Here is an 18,832-nt window from a genome sequence, read left to right as displayed (position 1 = left end):
CAGACCTACGGTTTCAGGGGGACATGGGATGAAGGCCCGGATTTTAGTCGTTGACGATGACGAAGCGTTGTCGGAAATGATTGGCATTGTGCTGCAAAACGATGGCTTCGATGCCTCGTTCTGCTACGACGGTTCCGGCGCTCTCGAAGCGTTCCGCGAAGCCAATCCGGACTTGGTGCTCCTTGACCTGATGCTGCCAGGCATCGACGGCATCGAGGTCTGCAAGCAGATCCGTGCCGAATCCGACGTTCCCGTCGTAATGCTCACCGCCAAGTCGGACACTGCCGACGTGGTCCGCGGCCTGGAATCCGGTGCCGACGACTACGTGCCCAAGCCTTTCAAGCCAGCTGAACTGGTAGCCCGCGTGCGTGCACGCCTGCGTCCGAGCGAAACCCACGCCGCAGAGACTTTGCAAGTTGGCGAAGTATCCATCGATGTCGCCGGCCACCGCGTGACCCGCGGATCCGATGTTGTTTCGCTGACTCCGCTGGAATTCGATCTCCTGGTGACCATGGCCCGAAAGCCTTGGCAGGTCTTCAGCCGCGAGCAGCTGTTGGAAGCGGTCTGGGGCTACCGCCATGCGGCAGATACCCGCCTGGTTAACGTCCACGTGCAGCGCCTGCGCTCGAAGATTGAAATCGATCCGGAGAAGCCGCAGATCATCCAGACCGTTCGCGGTGTCGGATACAAGGCTGGTTCGGCAAGTTGAGTTCGCACACGTCGGCCGGTACAGAGTTGGTTCCGGTCGATGTGCATGTCCATTCGCAGTCCAAGCCCGCGCGGTGGAGCAATATCGAGCAGTGGATCAAGCGCCCGTGGCACACGGCCAAGCTGCGCTGGCAACGCCACCTGCTGTTCCGCACCGTCATATCGACGCTGCTTTTCACCGCTTTGGCCCTGGTTGCGGCAGGCGCCTTCCTCTCCAACCAGATCGCGTCCACGCTCTACGAGGAGCGCGTCAACCAGATATCCAAGGAATCCGAGCGCGGCTTGACCCAGGCGCGCTCGATTCTTGAATCGGCATCCACCACCGACCGCGCCTCCACCCAGGCCCTGGTGAATTCCACCCTGGCTTCGCTGGAAGGCGATGGCGCAACCGTGGTGCGCGATTTCGTGCTGATGCCCATTGCCGGCGACCAAAGCCTTTATGTCGGTCCGATGGCTTCCGGTTCGCTGACCACCCGTGTGATCCCCGGCGATCTCGCGGAGCGGGTTGCAGGGGAGCAAGGCATCTATTGGCGTTCCATTGAACTGGGGGCCGATAACGCAACCAAGCCCGGACTCATTGTCGGCACCAAAGTCCTGATTCCGCCTGGCCGCGAATACGGTTTGTACCTGGTCTATGACCTGTCCAGCGTGCAGGACACCCTCGAATTCATCAACCGCGCAATGGCTTTCACCGGCCTCATCCTGCTGGCTGTCGTAGGCTTCGTCGCGTGGTCGGTGGCCCGCACAGTGGTCCGCCCGGTGGCCGATGCCGCCTACGTTTCGGAGAGGATTGCCTCCGGTGATCTGGACCGGCGAATGAAGGTCGCAGGCAAGGACGAGGTGGCCCGATTGGGTACTGCCTTCAACCACATGGCGCACTCGCTGCAAGAGCAGATCACGGCGCTGAATAATCTCTCGGCCATGCAGCAGCGCTTCGTCTCCGACGTCTCGCATGAACTGCGCACCCCGCTGACCACCGTGCGCATGGCGGCCGAAGTGATCCACGATGCCCGCGAAGACTTCGATCCGCTGACCGCGCGCTCGGCTGAACTGATGTACAACCAAATCGAGCGTTTCCAGCACCTGCTCAACGACCTGCTGGAAGTATCCCGCTTCGATGCCGGTGTTGCGGTGCTTGACCGCGAATCCACCGACTTGAACGTCATTGCCCGCAAGGTCATTGACATCGCCACCCCGGTAGCCGATGAATACGGTTCGCTCATCCGCCTGAACGCGCCGAGCGGAGGCTGCGTCGCAGAGGTTGATCCGCGCCGGGTCGAACGCGTCATCCGCAACCTGGTGCTCAACGCGGTGGAGCATGGCGAAAGCAAGCCGATCGACATCACCATCGGATCCAACCAGAACGCGGTAGCGGTCACCGTGCGGGACTACGGCATCGGCATGACCGAGGAAGCATGCAACCATGTCTTCGACCGATTCTGGCGTGCCGACCCCGCCCGTGCACGGACGACCGGAGGCTCCGGCCTCGGCCTGTCCATCTCCATGGAAGACACCCGGTTGCACGACGGCCGGCTGGAAGCATGGGGCAAGCCGGGCATCGGATCGGTGTTCCGCCTGACCTTGCCGCGCAGCGAAGGCCTGGAAATCGTGTCGTCGCCGCTTCCATTGGAACCGCCAGTTCCGGAGAGCCTGGCTAGCGTCATACTGGGGGACAGCTTCCCGCTGACCGGCGAGGTGCCGAAGATCGGGTATACCCCGCTGGTTCTCGATCCGGATATGGATGAGGAACCGCTGCATGATGATGTCACCGATCCGACCCTGGGCAGCAGCGAACAGAAGAAGGAAGGAGAGAACTGATGAGGAAGAGAATCTTTTCCAGCCTCGCCATCATTCTCTCAGCGGCGCTCGCGCTCTCGGGCTGCGCTTCGATTCCCAGGACTTCCACTGTCCAGCAGATCGAGGCCGAGACCGATGCCAGCGGCGCCGAAAGCTACAGCTACGCGGCGGAGGGGCCTGCAGCAGGTGCTGACGCGCGGGCCATCGTCGAAGGTTTCGTCGAGGCAGGCCGCTCGGTATCCGAGGACTACGCGGTCGCCCGCGAATTCATGGACGCGCAGCTGAGCAACACCTGGCGTGGCGACACGCAGACGCTGATCTACGATGCCTTCAACGTGGTCAACGGCGCGGATGCGAACCAGTACACGGTTCAGCTCGAAATCACCGGCGAAGTCGATGAGCATGGCGTGCGCACCAACTACCCGGATCATTCCACCCGCGCCGTGGATATCGAGGTCGCCAAGGTGGACAATGAATGGCGCATCACCAAGGCTCCGGACGGCACGATGCTCGAAGCCTCGACGTTCACCAAGATCTTCGCGGCGCAGACCCTGTACTTCTACGACGCGAGCTTCGCCTACCTGGTACCCGACATCCGCTGGTTCACCTCGGGTTCGGGCACCACCACCTCGATGGTGGAGGCCTTGCTGGACGGCCCGGCGCCGTACCTGCAAAATGCCGTCATCTCCGCTTTTTCAACGGCCAGCGAGCTGGTGCGTTCCGCGGTGCCGGTGCGCGATGGCGAAGCCACCATCGACTTGAATTCCAATACCTTCGCGGAAGCCACCGACCGGAGCATCCTGCTGATGCGCCAGCAGCTGGAAACCACGCTGACCGGCCTTGCCTCGGTGGACTCGGTCAAGCTGCTTCGCGAGGAAAACGAAGTCAACCTGTCCACCGAGGACACGAATATCGAGCCGGCGAAGGTCAACCCCAGCACGCAGGATACATTGATCGGCATTTCGGACCAGTACCTGGTCTACGTCAAGGGGCTGTCGATCATCCCGGTGGGCGGGGTGCCGGATATTTCCGTCTACGACCCGCGCGACCCGGCCATGTCCCCGGTCGGCAATCGCTATGCCTTCCTCAATGGCCGCCGCACCCAGCTGTGGGGCATCGACGACAGCGGCCAGCTGCGGCTTTCGCTGGAAGGCCAGGAGCTGATCCAGCCGTCAATGGATCTGGCCGGCTGGACCTGGACCGCGGATAACGGGGCATCCACACCGATCAGGGCGGTCCCTGCCGACACCGAAATGAAGGGCGAGGCCCGTCCCATCGACGTGGCCTGGCTGGAAGGCGCCCAGATCGATTCACTGCGGATTTCCCGCGACGGCGCGCGGGCCCTGATCGTGGCCACCGAGGGCAACAGCACTTCGGTCTACGTCGCCGGAGTGATTCGCGATGCTGAAGGCGTTCCACGCGGACTCACGGATTCGCCAATGAAGATCTATCCAGAAGTACCGGTTAACACCGCATTATGGGATTCCGACAGCTCCATCATCGTTGCCGAGCTCGGTGATGACGAAGCCGTTGAAGCGGCCCAGATTACCTTTGAAGGCGGCAGCGAGCACCTGCAGCTGCTGCTGGGCATGGTCGGCATCGCTACCGGGGTCGGCAATCGGCGCGAGGTATATGCCGAGACCAATGAAAAGCTGTATACCCGGGTCGGAAACTCATGGCATGAGCTTGACGATTTCGCCCAGGATGTCGCCTATCCAGGTTAAGCCGGGGCCGGTTCCACAGTTCGCCGGCGGCTAGTCCGGCCCAGTCGGATCATCCGCCATTCTGGCCGCATGGAGATTCCCCAGGAGTATTTGCGCTTCCTTGATGAGCTGTGCTGCAGCCGATCCCTGCGCTGGCTGGGATTCGGCACCAGGGAACTTGCCAACTTCCTGCTGCCCGCCAGTTGCGCGGTCTGCGGCCGAGCAGATTTTCGGCTTTGCCCCGAATGCCGCAGCGAGATCCAACGCCAGCTGAGCCTGCCGCCATTGCCCGACAACCAGCATCTCTACGTCGAGCTTCCGGCGCTCGGGCTGCAGCTCCCAGTGACGTCTTGCGGCACCTACGGCAAGGCGCTGGCTCGCGGATTACTGGCCTACAAGAACAAGCAGCGCTACTTCCTGGGCGCCGTCTTCGCCCCGTATCTGGCTGCCGCGCTGAACGCGGGGTGCATCCCGCAACGTCAGAACCTTCCTACTCTGGTGGTGCCGGTGCCCAGTTCCCTCAAAGCCACGGCGCAGCGAGGATACTCGCCGGTGATGACCATGCTGGAGCACGGACAAGCTCGGGGGCTGCTCTCGGCAGCTCTCCAGTGCCGTTCGCTGCTTCACTACCGTCTGGGTTCCGCGCTGGGAGGTGCGCAGAAAACCAAGAGCGGCTCAGACCGGCGCGGCGGCCAAACCCACTTCGTTGCCGAGCGTGCCAGCACCATAGGCCAGCCGGTTATCCTGGTCGACGACGTGCTCACCACCGGTTCTACCTTGCGGCACGCGGCCATGGCCTGCCATGAGGCAGGATATGACGTCACCTGCGCCGTCGTTCTGGCATTGACGAAACCGCCCAATACCGGCCCTGAACAGTGATTACGCTAAACGCGATCGGAATTTGTGGGCCTGGATACTTGAATCTTGGCCACGGTGGCATAAGGTGAAGTATGGGTTGCATCACAGATGCAGCGAAAAGCCCATCTTCAGTCCGGAAGGATGGATCTTTCGGACTGTTGTGTCACCCGACTCTCTATTGGAGGACACCATGGAGCTGAACTACAGCGGACGAAACATCACCATTTCGGATCGTTTCCGTGAGTATGTTGATGAGAAAATCACCAAGGTCGACCAGCTGGCCACGAAAGTGCAGCGCATCGACGTCAAGGTCCTCAAAGAAGCACATGCTCGTGATCAGAGCACTGCACTGTCCGTTGAGTTGACCGTTGTTGGCCGTGGTCCAGCAATTCGAGCCGAGGCTCGTGGTGCAGACAAGTTCGCGGCTTTCGACATCGCGTTCGCCAAACTGCTTGAACGCCTGCGCAAGGCCCGTGACAAGCGCAAGGTCCACCGTGGCAACCACACTCCTGTAGCTGTCCACCAGGCAACCGGCAGCCTGCCAACTGCATCCAGCGGCAAGACGCTGGTTGAAGAAACCATTGAAGCCCAGAAGGCCGCGGAAGCTGCCGAAGCAGAGGCCAACGCCGAGTACTCGCCAGTGGTCATCCGCCGCAAGTCCTTCCCGGCTGAAGTGATGAGCGTGGATGACGCTGTGGATCGCATGGAATTGGTCGGCCACCCGTTCTACTTGTTCATCGACGAGGCCACCGGTGAGCACGCTGTGGTCTATGGCCGTACCCAGTACCAGTACGGTGTCATCACCCTGGACCCATCGCTGAACGCCAACGAAGAAGCCACCAAGGAAACTCGTGGCTATCGTGATAAAGCACTGGCTGCCGAAGGCTAGTCATCGCAACTGCAACTAGCATGGGCGGCCAACGCAACCTCAGCCTCTCACAGGCACGGAGAGTCGCGTTGGCCGCCCAAGGCCTGTCCAAAGGCAGGAAAGAACAAGCTGTCACCGCACGGAAAATCGCCACTGCCATTAGTGGCATTGCGCAATTGCAGATTGACTCGGTGAACGTGGTTCGCCGGGCCCACTACATGCCGATGTTCGCCCGGCTCGGCTCTTATGACACCGGCATCCTGGATCAGCTGTTGGCCAAGCCGCGCAGCCCGATCACCGAATATTGGGCCCATGAGGCTTCGGTGGTCAGTTCCGAGCTGATTCAAGACCTGCGCGTATGGCAGCGCCGTACCTGGGTAGACCGATCGGACGGGTTCTCCGCAGAACAGCTGGAGCTCTCGGATCGCGTCCTTGACTATTTGTCCGAGAATCCCGGCTCCAGCGCACGGCAAATCAGCCGCGCGCTGGATGTCGCCCCGGTCCAGGAAAAATCGCATTGGGGATGGAACTGGAATGACACCAAGTTCGTCACCGAATCGCTTTTCGCCCAGGCCAAGATCCTCTCGCTGGGACGCAACTCCCAGTTCGAACGCCGTTACGCACTGGCGGCGGATGTCGTTGGCGAGCAAGGAGAAGTTGATACGCCGCACCGGCAGGAAGCCCTCGCCCGTTTGGTCGCCCGCGCCATGGATGCCCTGGGGATTGCCACCGCTCACTGCGTCGCAGAATACTTCCGGCTACCCATGCGCGCTGCCAAGGAAGAGCTCGCGCGGCAAGCGCACGACGGGCACGTCGAAGAAGTGGCCGTTACCGGCATCTCCGAGCCCTGCTACCTGCAGGCCGGGACCAAGATCCCGCGCAAGGTCGATCACGACCTGCGTTTGCTCTCGCCTTTCGACTCGATGGTTTTCAACCGCCGCCGGCTGGAAATGTTCTTCGGGTTCGAGTACCGTATCGAAATCTATGTGCCGGAAAAGCTGCGCCGCTATGGCTACTACGTCTTCCCGATGCTCTACGGCGAAGAATTCGTGGGTCGAGTGGATCTGAAAGCCGACCGGGCCAAGTCGGTGCTGCATGCTAAGCAGGTGCACTACGAACCGGGCATCGATGCCGGCATCGAACCTGAATTGCGAGCCGAGCTGGATCGACTAGCGCGCTGGCTGGATCTTGGAGAAGTGAAAATCGGGCTGTGAAAGGCCTGTTGCCCGGATCGCCGTTCGCTATAAGAACAGTGCAAACGGGATTGAAATAGACAAATGCGCTGTTTTCCTCACGTAGACTGAAGACGCCAGAAATTACTGTGCTTGAGATATTGGGAGCTACCACGTGGCATCATTGCTAGAACGTATTTTGCGTACCGGCGACAAGAAGACCTTGAAGACTCTTCGTAAGTACGCCGACACGATCAATACGTTGGAAGTCGAAATTCGCGAACTTTCGGACGAAGAGCTCAAGGGTGAAACCGACAAGTTCCGCGAACGTTTGGCTAACGGCGAGACGTTGGATGACCTGCTCCCAGAAGCTTTTGCAGTGGTCCGCGAGGCCTCGGACCGTGTCCTTGGCATGCGCCACTTCGATGTCCAGCTCATGGGCGGCGCCGCCCTGCACATGGGAAACATTGCGGAAATGCGCACCGGCGAAGGCAAGACCCTGGTAGCGACCGCACCGGCCTACCTGAACGCCTTGACCGGCAAGGGCGTGCACGTGGTGACCACCAACGACTTCCTGGCCCAATACCAGTCGGATCTGATGGGCCGCGTCTTCCGCTTCCTCGGCTTGAGCTGCGGCTGCATCCTTTCGAACCAGAAGCCTGCCGAGCGCCGCAAGCAGTATGAAGCCGATATCACCTACGGCACGAACAATGAATTCGGCTTCGACTACCTGCGCGACAACATGGCGTGGAGCAAGGACGAGCTGGTCCAGCGCGGCCACCACTTCGTCATTGTCGACGAGGTCGACTCCATCCTCATCGACGAGGCCCGTACGCCGCTGATCATTTCCGGTCAGGCCTCGGGCGACGTGAACCGCTGGTACACCGAATTCTCCAAGATCGTTTCGCGCCTGAAGCGCGAAGACGATTACGAGGTCGACGAGAAGAAGCGCACCATCGGCGTGCTGGAGACGGGCATCGAAAAGGTCGAGGACTACCTCGGCATCGACAACCTCTATGAAGCCAACAACACCCCGCTGATCGGCTTCTTGAACAACGCCATCAAGGCCAAGGAACTGTTCAAGAAGGACAAGGACTACGTCGTGGTCAACGGCGAAGTCATGATCGTCGACGAGCACACCGGCCGCGCGCTGCAGGGCCGCCGCTACTCCGAGGGCATGCACCAGGCAATCGAGGCCAAGGAAAGCGTTGAGATCAAGGCCGAGAACCAGACCTTGGCCACCGTGACCTTGCAGAATTACTTCCGCATGTACGAGAAGATCTCCGGGATGACCGGCACGGCGCAGACCGAGGCCGCTGAATTCATGAGCACATACAAGCTCGGCGTGGTGGAAATTCCTACCAATAAGCCTGCTATCCGCATTGACCAGTCGGACTACATCTACAAGAATGAAGTCTCCAAGTTCAACGCTGTGGTCGAGGACATCGCCGAGCGCCATGCTACCGGGCAGCCGATCCTGGTGGGCACCACCAGCGTCGAGAAGAGCGAATACCTCTCGCGCCTGCTGTCCAAGAAGGGCATCCGCCACGAGGTGCTCAATGCCAAGCAGCACGCTCGCGAAGCTGCAGTCGTCGCGATGGCCGGCCGCAAGAACGCTGTCACCGTTTCCACCAACATGGCCGGCCGCGGTACCGACATCATGCTCGGCGGCAACGCGGAATTCCTTGCCGTGGCCGAGATGGAACGCCGCGGCCTGGATGCCGAGAACAACCCGGAGGAGTACAACAAGCTCTGGGACGAGGTCTTTGCCAAGGCCAAGGAAACAGTTGCCAAGGAGGCGAAGGAAGTTGCGGAGCTTGGCGGCCTGTATGTGCTGGGCACCGAGCGCCACGAATCACGCCGCATCGACAACCAGCTTCGCGGCCGTTCCGGTCGCCAGGGCGACCCGGGCGAATCGCGCTTCTACCTGTCGATGACCGATGACCTGATGCGCAGGTTCAACTCCGGCATGGCCGAACGCATCATGAACAACCCGTCCATGCCAGATGATGTGGCGCTGGAATCCAAGATGGTGTCCCGTGCCATCGAATCCGCCCAGGCCCAGGTGGAAGGCGTCAATGCCGAGCAGCGCAAGAACGTGCTGAAGTACGATGACGTGATGAACCGCCAGCGCGAAGCGATCTACGCTGACCGCCGTTCCATCCTGGAAGGCGGGGACCTCGAAGAAAAGGTCGGCAATTTCCTCGAGGATGTCGTCAAGGCCATGGTCCTGGAAGCAACCCAGGTTGGCGGCCCGGACGAGTGGGAGCTCAAGCAGCTGTGGACCAACCTCAAGCAGTTGTACCCGATTGGCATCACCATGGATGAAGTCATCGAAGAGGCTGGAGGCGTGGGGCACCTGTCCGCGCAGTTCCTGGAACGCGAGATCCTCTCGGATGCCCAGTACCAGTACGAAGAGCGCGAGAAGCTGGTAGGTTCCTCCACCATGCGTGACCTGGAACGCCGTGTCGTGCTCTCCACCATTGGCCGCAAGTGGCAGGAGCACCTGTACGAGATGGATTACCTCAAGGAAGGCATCGGCCTGCGTGCCATGGCCCAGCGCGACCCTCTGGTCGAGTACCAGCGCGAGGGCTACACCATGTTCCAGACCATGATGGAAAGCATCCGCGAAGAAAGCATCGGCACGCTCTTCAATTTGGAGATCCCCACCGGCGCCGAAGCGGCCGCCGCACCGGTGATCGACGAATCAGCGAAGCCGAAGAACCTGCAGTTCACCGGACCGGATGAAGATGGTGAAGCCAGCACCACCCGCGCCCAGGCTTCTTCGAGCAAGAAGAAGACCAAGAACAAGAAGGCGAAGCGCAGCTAGATCAGCTCCATATCCGTCACCTGCCACCGTCCGTGCCAAGGCTCAATTTTCAGGGCCACGGCACGGACGCGGTATTTAAATCCCAGGATAACTGTGCATTCCCAAGAGCCCGACAAGCAGCGATCCAGGTGCAAGGAGATGATCTGGCCGTGCGCTGTGCCCGGCAGCGGTTCGAGCGTGTAGCTCGCTGTTTCCAGCAGGGCACGTCGCCGGAGCTTGGCGATGCACGAAGGCTCCATCACGAATGCCAGCTGATTGACGGTACGATAACCGGCCACGATTTCGAACACTGCACGGGCTACGGCGTGGGAAATTTCTATGATCGCCCGGTGCTCGGTACGGTAAACGGCCGAGCGGTGGAAGATATTGTCCAAGGCTCGACGCAGGTGCGCCGGCGCTTGGCATGGGTCGGTTTCCGGAACGGTTTGCGCCGGGATCGGCTCGGTGTGATTGGCAGCGTAGACGTCTGGATTGTAGTAGCTGGTGTTGGCGCTACGCGGGCTGATGGCTATGGTGCTCATGATGACTCCTCAGTGGGTTCGGGTGATGGTTGTGATGGCGGCTAGCTCGCTGGCGGCAGTTCAAGCACCGTGCCGATGCGCAGCAGGTCAGGGTCGGCGCCGATGGTCTTTTTGTTGTGCTGGTAGATCTTGGGCCAATAAGCGGAAATCTCTTCCACGGTGGCCTGCGCTCCCAGATGCTCAGCGGCAATGCTCCACAGGTTCTGCCCTTCGGCGACCACCACTTCGTTGCGCTGCACCGCGCGTTGGCGAGGATGGTTCGTGCCTGGGGATACGAGCGGGCTCAGCGGAACGCTCATGGCTTCGGGGAACCACTGCGGGCTGGGTACCGAGGTCTGCTGGCGGACCGGATAGCTGGCCAGCTCGTGGTTGGCTCTGTCGCTCGCCGGGGACTGTGCCAGCGAAGCTGGCAGGGGCTCGCCCGCATAGGCAACGGCAACCGAGGAGAAAGCAATTGAGGTTCCAAGCATTGAGCCGAGGATCCTCTTGCTCAGTCTGGGTGCGAATCGCTGGAAGAACCGCGTCAATTTCAGTTTCTTGTGGGTGAACGCCCAGCGGATCAGCTGGGCCAAGGCCATCCGCAGCAGGTACAGCGCGAGCAGGGTGAGGAACGAAAAGCTTACAAGAAGCCTGATGTAGTCAGCTGTGGTGCGCTGGTCGCCCACGGATTGGACGTAGCCGGTGATCCACTGGATTCCCACGTAGATAATAACCATTGATGCTGCCGAGAAGAGCAGCAGCATGAATTTTCGTCGCTGGCGAGACACCTAAACCATCTCCTTGAATGAGATTTGATGTAATTTGATAATGTTTGATATTTATAGTTGCACTTAGAGATAGTTTTGTGAATAGGGTTACGCAAAAATGTTTAGTCTCGTACAGTTGGCGCATGCGGTGGGATTCGCTGTTCGATGACTTGGAGGCTCAGCTAGCTGAACAGAGCCGAGCGCAGTTGCGCGACGAAATTGCCGAAAACGTCAGGGCCGAACGGGCGACTGCAGAACTTTTGCCCACACTGATGCGGTTCCATGGACGTGAATTGTGCCTCAGGCTGGCCGGGGGAACGGAGCTTCGCGCAAAGCTCGGTCCATGCGCCGCAGACTATATCTGCCTTGAAACAGAGCAGGCGCAGTGGGTCGTCCGCAGTGCCGCAGTAGAATCCTTCTCGCTTCCGCAGGGGCGCGTCACTGCTGCGGGACAACGCGCACCTGGCAGCGCGGTGAAGTTTTCCACCGTTCTGCGTGGGATGCTTCGGGATCGAGCTCGATGCCACGTTTTTAGCCGCGCGGGAGGCTCATTGGCTGAAGGAACGCTGACGCAGGTAGCCAGGGATTTCCTGGTAATTCTGGTGCATCCTCGCGATGAATTCGCCAGAGCGAAGCAAGCCTCATCGCAATTGCTGATACCACTCGATGCCATCGGATGGGTCGAAGCGATCAACCTCTCGTAATCCACAAGTGCGCTAGAGGTCTTTCCAGCAGGCCCAACTTGTCGTAGGCTCACCATCCATAAGCACCCATGCTGGCGGAAGGTCAATGCCTTGATCACAGAACAGATCGCCCAGGACGCGCGGACAAACACTGCATCACGTGTGCGACGGCCCAGCTGGAAGGACCCGCGCTTAGCACTCGGTGCCGTGCTCGTGGTCGCGTCGGTTGCAGGAACCGTGTACTTGGTCGGTGAATTGCATCAGACCTCGACGGTGTATGTGGCCAGCACGAATATCACCCTTGGCGAGAAGCTGACAAGCGAGAACATGAAAACTCAAGAAGTCCAGCTTGGCGGAACGCTTGAAAACTATCTGCACACAAATGCGGAGCTCGGCGAGGAAGCCCGCGCGAATACCTTTATCAGCGCTGGGCAATTGATACCTGTCACCTCAATTACGCACAGCGACCTCGGATCGCGCAGGCCGGTCAATGTCGAACTCCCGGCAGACCTCTCTTCTTCGATCACGCCAGGCAGCTTCGTCGACGTCTGGATTGCCAAGCGTGAAAGCAACGGCAACACCTACGGAATCCCGGAAAAGCTTTCGTCCATGGTCGAAGTCGCTGCACGCGTTGAGAGCGGCGGGGGACTGGTGGGAACCCATGGCACCAACCTGGAACTGCTGGTCGAACCTAACCAACTCGAACCGCTGCTCCAGGCGCTGGCCAACGAGTCGAGAATCATCGTCGTCTACAACCCGGCAGGAACCGCGCAATGAGCATCTCGGTCGTGGTGCTCGGCGACCAGGAGAAAATCGTCCGGCAAATAGAAGGCTACCGTGGCGAACTGATGGTCACCCGGGCTTGCGCCGATATCGCTGAAGCCATCGCTGCCTGCGATACCGGAATGGCTGACGCGCTGATCATCGCGGACGCCCAGCTGGTGCCACCCATGGAACAACTCGATGCGCTCTTGCTGCAGCAGACAGCAGTGGTGCTGCTCTTTGACCGGCCTGAAAACTGGCAGCCTTTGCCAGACGTTCTGCATTTGCCGGCCGCTTCAGCCATGGCCGAGCTCGAAGGACGCATCAGAACCGCTGTTCAGTCCCTGAATCATGCCGGAGCCGACGCCGCGCTCGGCGGATTCGAGCCGGAGGACTATGGCAACGGGCAAAGCGGCCGAATCGTCAGCTTCTGGAGCGCCCCAGGGTCTCCCGGGCGCAGCACCGTAGCACTGAACTACGCAGTGGAAGTTGCAGCAGCAGGAAAAACCGTGGTGCTTCTTGACGCCGACACCTATGCCGCCAGCATCGCCATTCAATTGGGGCTCATGGACGAGTCGGCTTCAATCGCGCAGTTATGCCGCGCCATCGACGCCGGTACTTCGGATGTGGCCCGGCTCGACGCCGCATGTTCCCTGGTCCAGGTCGGGGAGGCGACCATGCGCGTGGCTACCGGAATTCCACGTGCCAGCCGGTGGCCCGAAGTCCGTGCCTCGGCGCTGCGTCGAGCTGCGATGCTGCTCAAGGTCCACTACGACTATGTCGTACTGGATTTGGCTCCGTATATTGAACTCGACGAACAGCTCAGTTTCGATACTCAAGCACCACAGCGCAACGCTGTCACGGTGGAGATGCTGCAGTGCTCCGATGAGCTGTTCATGATCGTGCGCGCCGACAGCCTGGGAATTCCGCGTGCGCTTCGGGCCATCGACGAACTTGACGAAGCGCTGCCCGGACTGAAGCCGAGAATAGTCTTCAATCGGGTGGGTTCCAGCAGCACCGGACGCAACCCGAAACGCAGGTTGATCGAAGCGTGGGACAGGTTCGGTCCGACCCACGACGTCGCCGGGTACTTGCCCGAGGACCATGCCGTGTGCAACGCGTCTGTGCTCGGTGGAAGTCCGTTGCTTGAAATCGCCCCAAAGTGTTTATTGCGTACGGAAATACGGGCTTTGGCGGGCATAAAATCCACGGATTCAGCCGAGAAACGGAATAGTCGTCGAATTCGCGCCGAAGCTTGAACCGCAGAGTTGAAAACCGAGTAATGTGGGTAAAACTAGATACCCGCAAAGGCGCGGGTTAATCGAACTTTGTTCTTGGAGGCGTTCTTTTGAACTCGTCGGAATCCAGCATGTCAGAATCATTCATGGATGAGACACTCACCTCGAAACTGGTGAGCGAGTACTACGGCCAAATTGCGACCGAAGACGTGGCGGCCTATCGGCCAGACGAACTCGAAGCTCGCGTGGCAGCACATCTGGAAATCGGGTATCAGCGTGATGCGGAAAATGCTAACGTCGCCATTACCCGCAACAACGGAATTTCAGTGGTCCACATCGTCACCGATGACATGCCGTTCCTTGTTGACTCCGTAACGGCCGCACTGGTGCAGCTGAAGTCACCGATTCAGCTAGTCGTGCATCCGACGTTCGTTGTATCACGAAAAACTGAGACCGGTGAAATTACCAAGATCAGCCACGCGGGCCTGCAGCACGTTGCCAGCGGCGACACCGCTGCGCTCTCGGATTTGAGTACGCTGATTTCGGCCGGTGCGGAAACCCGCATCGAGTCATGGATTTCAGTCGAGCTGGCTCGCGAACTCACCGATGCGCAGGCCAAGGAATTCGTTGAACGGCTTTACAGCGTTCTGGCTGATGTACGTGTCGCCGTGAAGGACTGGCCAGCCATGCTGGATCGTGCCAAGGAGATTGCGCAGAGCCTTCCGCAGACCCCCAAGGCCGAGGAAATTGCCGAGGTGCACCAGGCTGCGGAACTGCTGAACTGGCTGGCCGACGGAAAATTCACCTTCCTTGGCTACCGCGACTACTCGCTGGAAACCATCAACGGCGAAGACGTGCTGGTAGCCCGCCCGGGCAGCGGCCTGGGCCTGATGCGCGACCTGGCGGACCAAGGCCCGCAGCACCTGACCAAGCGCGGCCGGATCACCGCCCGTGACAAGCGCGCGCTGATCGTCACCAAAGCCAATTCCCGTTCCACTGTGCACCGTGGCGTGTACCTCGACTATGTCGGCGTCAAGAGCTTCGATGCCAACGGCGAGGTCAACGGCGAACGCCGCTTCATCGGACTTTTCTCCTCCAGCGTTTACACCTCCAGCGTGAAGACCGTTCCGCTGGTGCGCGAAAAGGTGGAAGCCGTCCTGAAGCGCACCGGCTTCGCTCCCGATTCGCACTCGGGCAAGGACATCACGACCATCCTTGAAAGCTACCCTCGTGACGAGATGTTCCAAATCTCCGTCGATGAGCTGACCAAGATTGCCCTCGGAATCCTGCGCCTGCAGGAACGCCGGCGCACCTCGGTCTTCCTGCGCAAGGACGATTACGGCCGCTTCGTCACGGCCATGGTCTTCCTGCCGCGCGACCGATTCTCCACGGCAGTGCGCCTGCGAGTGGAGCAGGAGCTGCAGCGCAGCTTCAACGCAGAATCCGTTGAATACGAAGCGCAGCTGGGTGCCGGCGCATTGGTTCGCCTGTTCTACCGCCTGCGCTTGCAGCGCCACGGCCTGGCACCGGTGGTCGACCGCAAGGCACTGGAAGATCGAATCGCCAAGGCGGTGCGATCCTGGTCCGATGCTATTGTCGACACCGCACGTGCGCGTCTGGAACTGGGCGATGCGAACACGCTGTCCAACGCCTGGGCCGAAGCTTTCCCGGCGTCCTACAAAGTGCAGTTCGAAATCGAAGATGCGCTGAAGGACATCGATCTGCTCGCCGAGCTGAGCGAGCAGGACGCCGATGGTCCGGTGGTCTCGTTCTACGATGACGAGAAGCAGGACGAGGATTCTGCTGTTTCCAAGCGCATGAAGATCTACGTGACCAAGCCGCTGCTGCTTTCGCGCATACTGCCAGTTCTGCAGCATCTTGGCCTCGACGTCGTCGATGAGCGGCCATATGAGCTGAATCCCGAAGGAATCGGCGAACGCTACATCTACGACATGGGCTTGAAGATCGATGAGGAGATCAACTTCGAGGCCGTGGAAGCCAAGTTGGCTGACGCCTATTGCGCAGTGGTGAGCAACCTCGCCGAATCGGACAGCCTCAACGCCTTGGTCCTGCACGAAGGGCTTACGTGGGAGGAAGTCGCGATGCTTCGTGCCTACGCCCACTACCTGCTGCAGCTCGGTGTTCCGAATTCCACCGGGTTCATTGCCAACACCCTGGTCGGCAACCCGTCGGTGACCCACGCCATCGTGGAACTGTTCCAAGCGACCTTCGACCCGAAGCTGAGCTCCGAGGAATCCGAAGCTGCTCGGGAGGAAGCGCACGCCAAGATCACCGAAGCACTGGAATCAGTGCCGACGCTGGATGCAGACACGCTGCTGCGCCGTTTCGTGAAGGTGATCGAAGCGACCAAGCGCACCAACTACTTCACCACTCACCAGGCGTTGGCATTCAAGCTCGCGCCGGAAGAGATCGACTTCGCGCCGTTCCCGCGTCCCAAGCACGAACTGTGGGTCTACTCGCCGCGTGTGGAAGGTACCCACTTCCGCTTCGGTGCGGTGGCCCGTGGCGGCCTGCGCTGGTCGGATCGCCGAGAAGACTTCCGCACTGAAGTGCTGGGCCTTGTCAAGGCGCAGATGGTCAAGAACTCCGTCATCGTGCCAACGGGCGCCAAGGGCGGTTTCTACGCCAAGCAGCTTCCTAATCCAGCCTTCGACCGAGGCGCTTGGATGGAAGAGGGCAAGGGCGCGTACAAGGTCTTCATCCGCACCCTGCTGGACCTGACCGACAATCTGGTGGCCGATGAAAACGGGGAGCACATCGAGGCGCCGGCCAACGTGGTCCGCCGCGATGGCGATGATTCCTACTTGGTGGTTGCTGCCGACAAGGGCACGGCGAGCTTCTCCGATATCGCGAACTCGATCTCGGCCGACAAGGGACATTGGCTGGGCGATGCCTTCGCATCGGGCGGCTCGGTGGGCTATGACCACAAGGGCATGGGCATCACCGCACGCGGTGCCTGGGAGTCGGTCAAGCGCCACTTCTTCGAGCTGGGCATCGACACGCAGAAGGACGAGTTCACCGCCGTTGGCGTGGGAGACATGTCCGGAGACGTGTTTGGCAACGGCTTGCGCCGTACCCCAACCGTGAAGCTGGTGGCCGCCTTTGACCACCGCGACATCTTCCTGGATCCGAACCCGGATCCCCAGGTCGCTTTCGACGAGCGCCAGCGCCTGTACGACCTGCCGCGCTCCAGCTGGGCAGACTACAACAAGGAACTGCTGTCGGCCGGCGGCGGCGTGTACTCGCGCAGCCTCAAGTCCGTGCCGGTCAGCCCCGAGGTCCGCGAGGTCTTGGGCCTGGACGCCGGCATCACCCAGCTGAGCCCCAACGAACTGCTCAAGGCCATCCTCTCTGCGCCAGTGGACCTGCTGTACAACGGCGGTATCGGCACCTACGTGAAGTCGGCGGCCGAAACCCACGGCCAGGTCGGAGACCGTGCCAACGACGCCATCCGCGTCAACGGCGCAGATCTGCGCGTGAAGGTAGTTGGCGAAGGCGGCAACCTGGGCATGACCCAGCTGGGCCGTATCGAGGCAGCACGCAAGGGCGTCCTGCTGAATACCGATGCCATCGACAACTCCGCTGGCGTCGACACCTCCGACCGCGAAGTGAACATCAAGATTTTCGTGGACCGCCAGATCAAGGCCGGAAACCTCTCCGAGGCCGAGCGCACCGAGTTCCTGCTGTCGATGACCGATAACATCGGTGACCTGGTGCTGAAGACCAACTTCGAGCAGAACGTGTTGCTGTTGAATGAAAAGCACGCGGCATTGACCTGGACTCCTGCCTATGAGCGCTTGATGCAGTGGTTGGAAGCCCATGCTGACTTGAACCGCGGCTTGGAGTTCCTGCCGAACGCGGAAGAGCTGGAAGAACGCCGTGCCGCTGGCGACGCGATGACCACTCCAGAGCTGTCGGTGCTTGCCGCCTACGCGAAGATCCAGCTGGCGAACGCGCTGGCCGAATCCGATCTGGCCGATGATCCGTACTTCAACCAGACGCTGCGCCGCTACTTCCCAACAAAGCTGGTGGAGCGTTTCGGGGATCAGCTCGATAGCCACCCATTGCGCCGCGAGATCATTGCGACGGTGATTGCCAACGATATCGTGAACATGGGCGGCATCACTTACGTCTTCAGGGCCATGGAAGAAACCAGTGCCAGCGAAGTCCAGATTGCCAAGGTCTTCTGCGCCCTGCGTGAGATCTATGGCTTCGACCGCCAGTTCGATGCAATCAATGCACAGCCGGCCGGAACCGATCTGGAACATTGGGGACGCCAGCACCACGACATGCGTCGACTGCTGGATCGCGCCACGCGCTGGTTCATCAACCGCGTCGACCAGCAGCTGCTGGTCACCGAAGCGGTCAATCGCTACGAAGCGACCGTGACCGAACTGCGCGAGGCACTGCCAACCCTGGTCCGCGGCAACGACCTGCAGCGTTTCCAGGAATGGCGGGAAGAAGCCATAGCCCAGGGCATCCCGGAGCGTCGTGCCAGCATGTGGGCGACCCAGTTCGAATCCTACGCGCTGCTGGATGTGGCAGAGTACGTCCACCGCACCGGAACCGCTCCGGTCAAGGTCGCAGAAACCTACTACGTGCTCTACGACCTGTTCGGCGTGGACAGCCTGCTGAACCGCATCACCAACCTTCCTCGTTCGGATCGTTGGCAGGCGTTGGCCCGTGCAGCAATGCGCGATGATCTGTACACCACGATCATCGACCTGACCGACAACATCCTGGATGCCCACGGCGATATTGCGGACCCGGCAGAGCGTGTTGCTGCGTGGGAAGAAGCAAACGCGGCTAACCTTGATCGTGCGAAGACTATGTTCGCGGAAGTGAACAGCCTGGAACGAGACGACATGGCCTCGCTTTCCGTGGCGCTTCGCCTCTTGCGTTCCATCGTCCGAAGGTAAACACCG

General features: G+C 60.4%; 13 protein-coding genes. 11 read left to right on the top strand and 2 right to left on the bottom strand.

The genetic code is table 11. The annotated features are described in order from the left end of the window. Positions 1–28 precede the first annotated feature (28 nt). The 7 genes from mtrA (at position 29) to secA (ending at position 9,936) form a co-directional block, all read left to right on the top strand. The gene (mtrA, locus tag F0M17_RS10545; RefSeq protein WP_038990547.1) at positions 29–709 is read left to right on the top strand and encodes an MtrAB system response regulator MtrA; all 681 of its coding nucleotides are present in this window, start codon (positions 29–31) and stop codon (positions 707–709) included. Then, entirely contained in the window at positions 706–2,526 is a 1,821-nt protein-coding gene (gene mtrB / locus F0M17_RS10540; RefSeq protein ID WP_149597087.1) for an MtrAB system histidine kinase MtrB, read from the top strand. The genes mtrA and mtrB overlap by 4 nt, the downstream gene beginning before the upstream one ends. Next, positions 2,526–4,229: an LpqB family beta-propeller domain-containing protein gene (locus F0M17_RS10535; protein ID WP_121867038.1), complete on the top strand. Its 1,704-nt coding sequence runs from the start codon at positions 2,526–2,528 to the stop codon at positions 4,227–4,229. The genes mtrB and F0M17_RS10535 overlap by 1 nt, the downstream gene beginning before the upstream one ends. A gap of 69 nt (positions 4,230–4,298) precedes the next feature. Then, entirely contained in the window at positions 4,299–5,087 is a 789-nt protein-coding gene (locus F0M17_RS10530) for a ComF family protein (protein ID WP_083515712.1), read from the top strand. Between the two features lie 169 nt (positions 5,088–5,256). After that, positions 5,257–5,955: a ribosome hibernation-promoting factor, HPF/YfiA family gene (gene hpf, locus F0M17_RS10525; protein ID WP_038990704.1), complete on the top strand. Its 699-nt coding sequence runs from the start codon at positions 5,257–5,259 to the stop codon at positions 5,953–5,955. Positions 5,956–6,023: 68 nt separating this feature from the next. Continuing rightward, complete coding sequence (locus F0M17_RS10520; protein ID WP_168202001.1) at positions 6,024–7,148, top strand: winged helix-turn-helix domain-containing protein; 1,125 nt, start codon at positions 6,024–6,026, stop codon at positions 7,146–7,148. Positions 7,149–7,281: 133 nt separating this feature from the next. Then, positions 7,282–9,936: a preprotein translocase subunit SecA gene (secA, locus tag F0M17_RS10515; RefSeq protein ID WP_149597086.1), complete on the top strand. Its 2,655-nt coding sequence runs from the start codon at positions 7,282–7,284 to the stop codon at positions 9,934–9,936. On the opposite strand, the gene F0M17_RS10510 is transcribed toward secA, so the two are convergent. Both F0M17_RS10510 and F0M17_RS10505 read right to left on the bottom strand, forming a co-directional pair. Then, positions 9,933–10,457, bottom strand: a complete 525-nt coding sequence (locus F0M17_RS10510; RefSeq protein WP_149597085.1) for an Rv3235 family protein — start codon at positions 10,455–10,457, stop codon at positions 9,933–9,935. The two genes, secA and F0M17_RS10510, sit on opposite strands and share 4 nt — an antisense overlap. 41 nt (positions 10,458–10,498) lie before the next feature. After that, positions 10,499–11,224: a LysM peptidoglycan-binding domain-containing protein gene (locus tag F0M17_RS10505; RefSeq protein WP_143180995.1), complete on the bottom strand. Its 726-nt coding sequence runs from the start codon at positions 11,222–11,224 to the stop codon at positions 10,499–10,501. 185 nt (positions 11,225–11,409) lie between these two features. Here F0M17_RS10505 and F0M17_RS10500 point away from each other — a divergent pair, with 185 nt between their 5' ends. From F0M17_RS10500 to F0M17_RS10485, 4 genes are all read left to right on the top strand, one after another. After that, positions 11,410–11,907 carry a hypothetical protein gene (locus tag F0M17_RS10500; protein ID WP_210416632.1) on the top strand — a complete coding sequence of 166 codons (498 nt, stop codon included), beginning with the start codon at positions 11,410–11,412 and terminating at the stop codon, positions 11,905–11,907. 90 nt (positions 11,908–11,997) lie between these two features. After that, a complete protein-coding gene (locus tag F0M17_RS10495; protein ID WP_168202000.1) occupies positions 11,998–12,663 on the top strand; it encodes a hypothetical protein in 666 nt (221 codons plus the stop codon). After that, positions 12,660–13,907, top strand: a complete 1,248-nt coding sequence (locus F0M17_RS10490) for an AAA family ATPase (protein ID WP_149597083.1) — start codon at positions 12,660–12,662, stop codon at positions 13,905–13,907. Before F0M17_RS10495 ends, F0M17_RS10490 begins: the two co-directional genes overlap by 4 nt. 125 nt (positions 13,908–14,032) lie before the next feature. Continuing rightward, positions 14,033–18,826, top strand: a complete 4,794-nt coding sequence (locus tag F0M17_RS10485; protein WP_149597082.1) for an NAD-glutamate dehydrogenase — start codon at positions 14,033–14,035, stop codon at positions 18,824–18,826. Positions 18,827–18,832 lie beyond the last annotated feature (6 nt).

The organism is Glutamicibacter sp. ZJUTW (assembly GCF_008370855.1).
Lineage (GTDB): Bacteria > Actinomycetota > Actinomycetes > Actinomycetales > Micrococcaceae > Glutamicibacter > Glutamicibacter nicotianae.
This window is presented reverse-complemented; position numbering and strand designations above follow the sequence as displayed.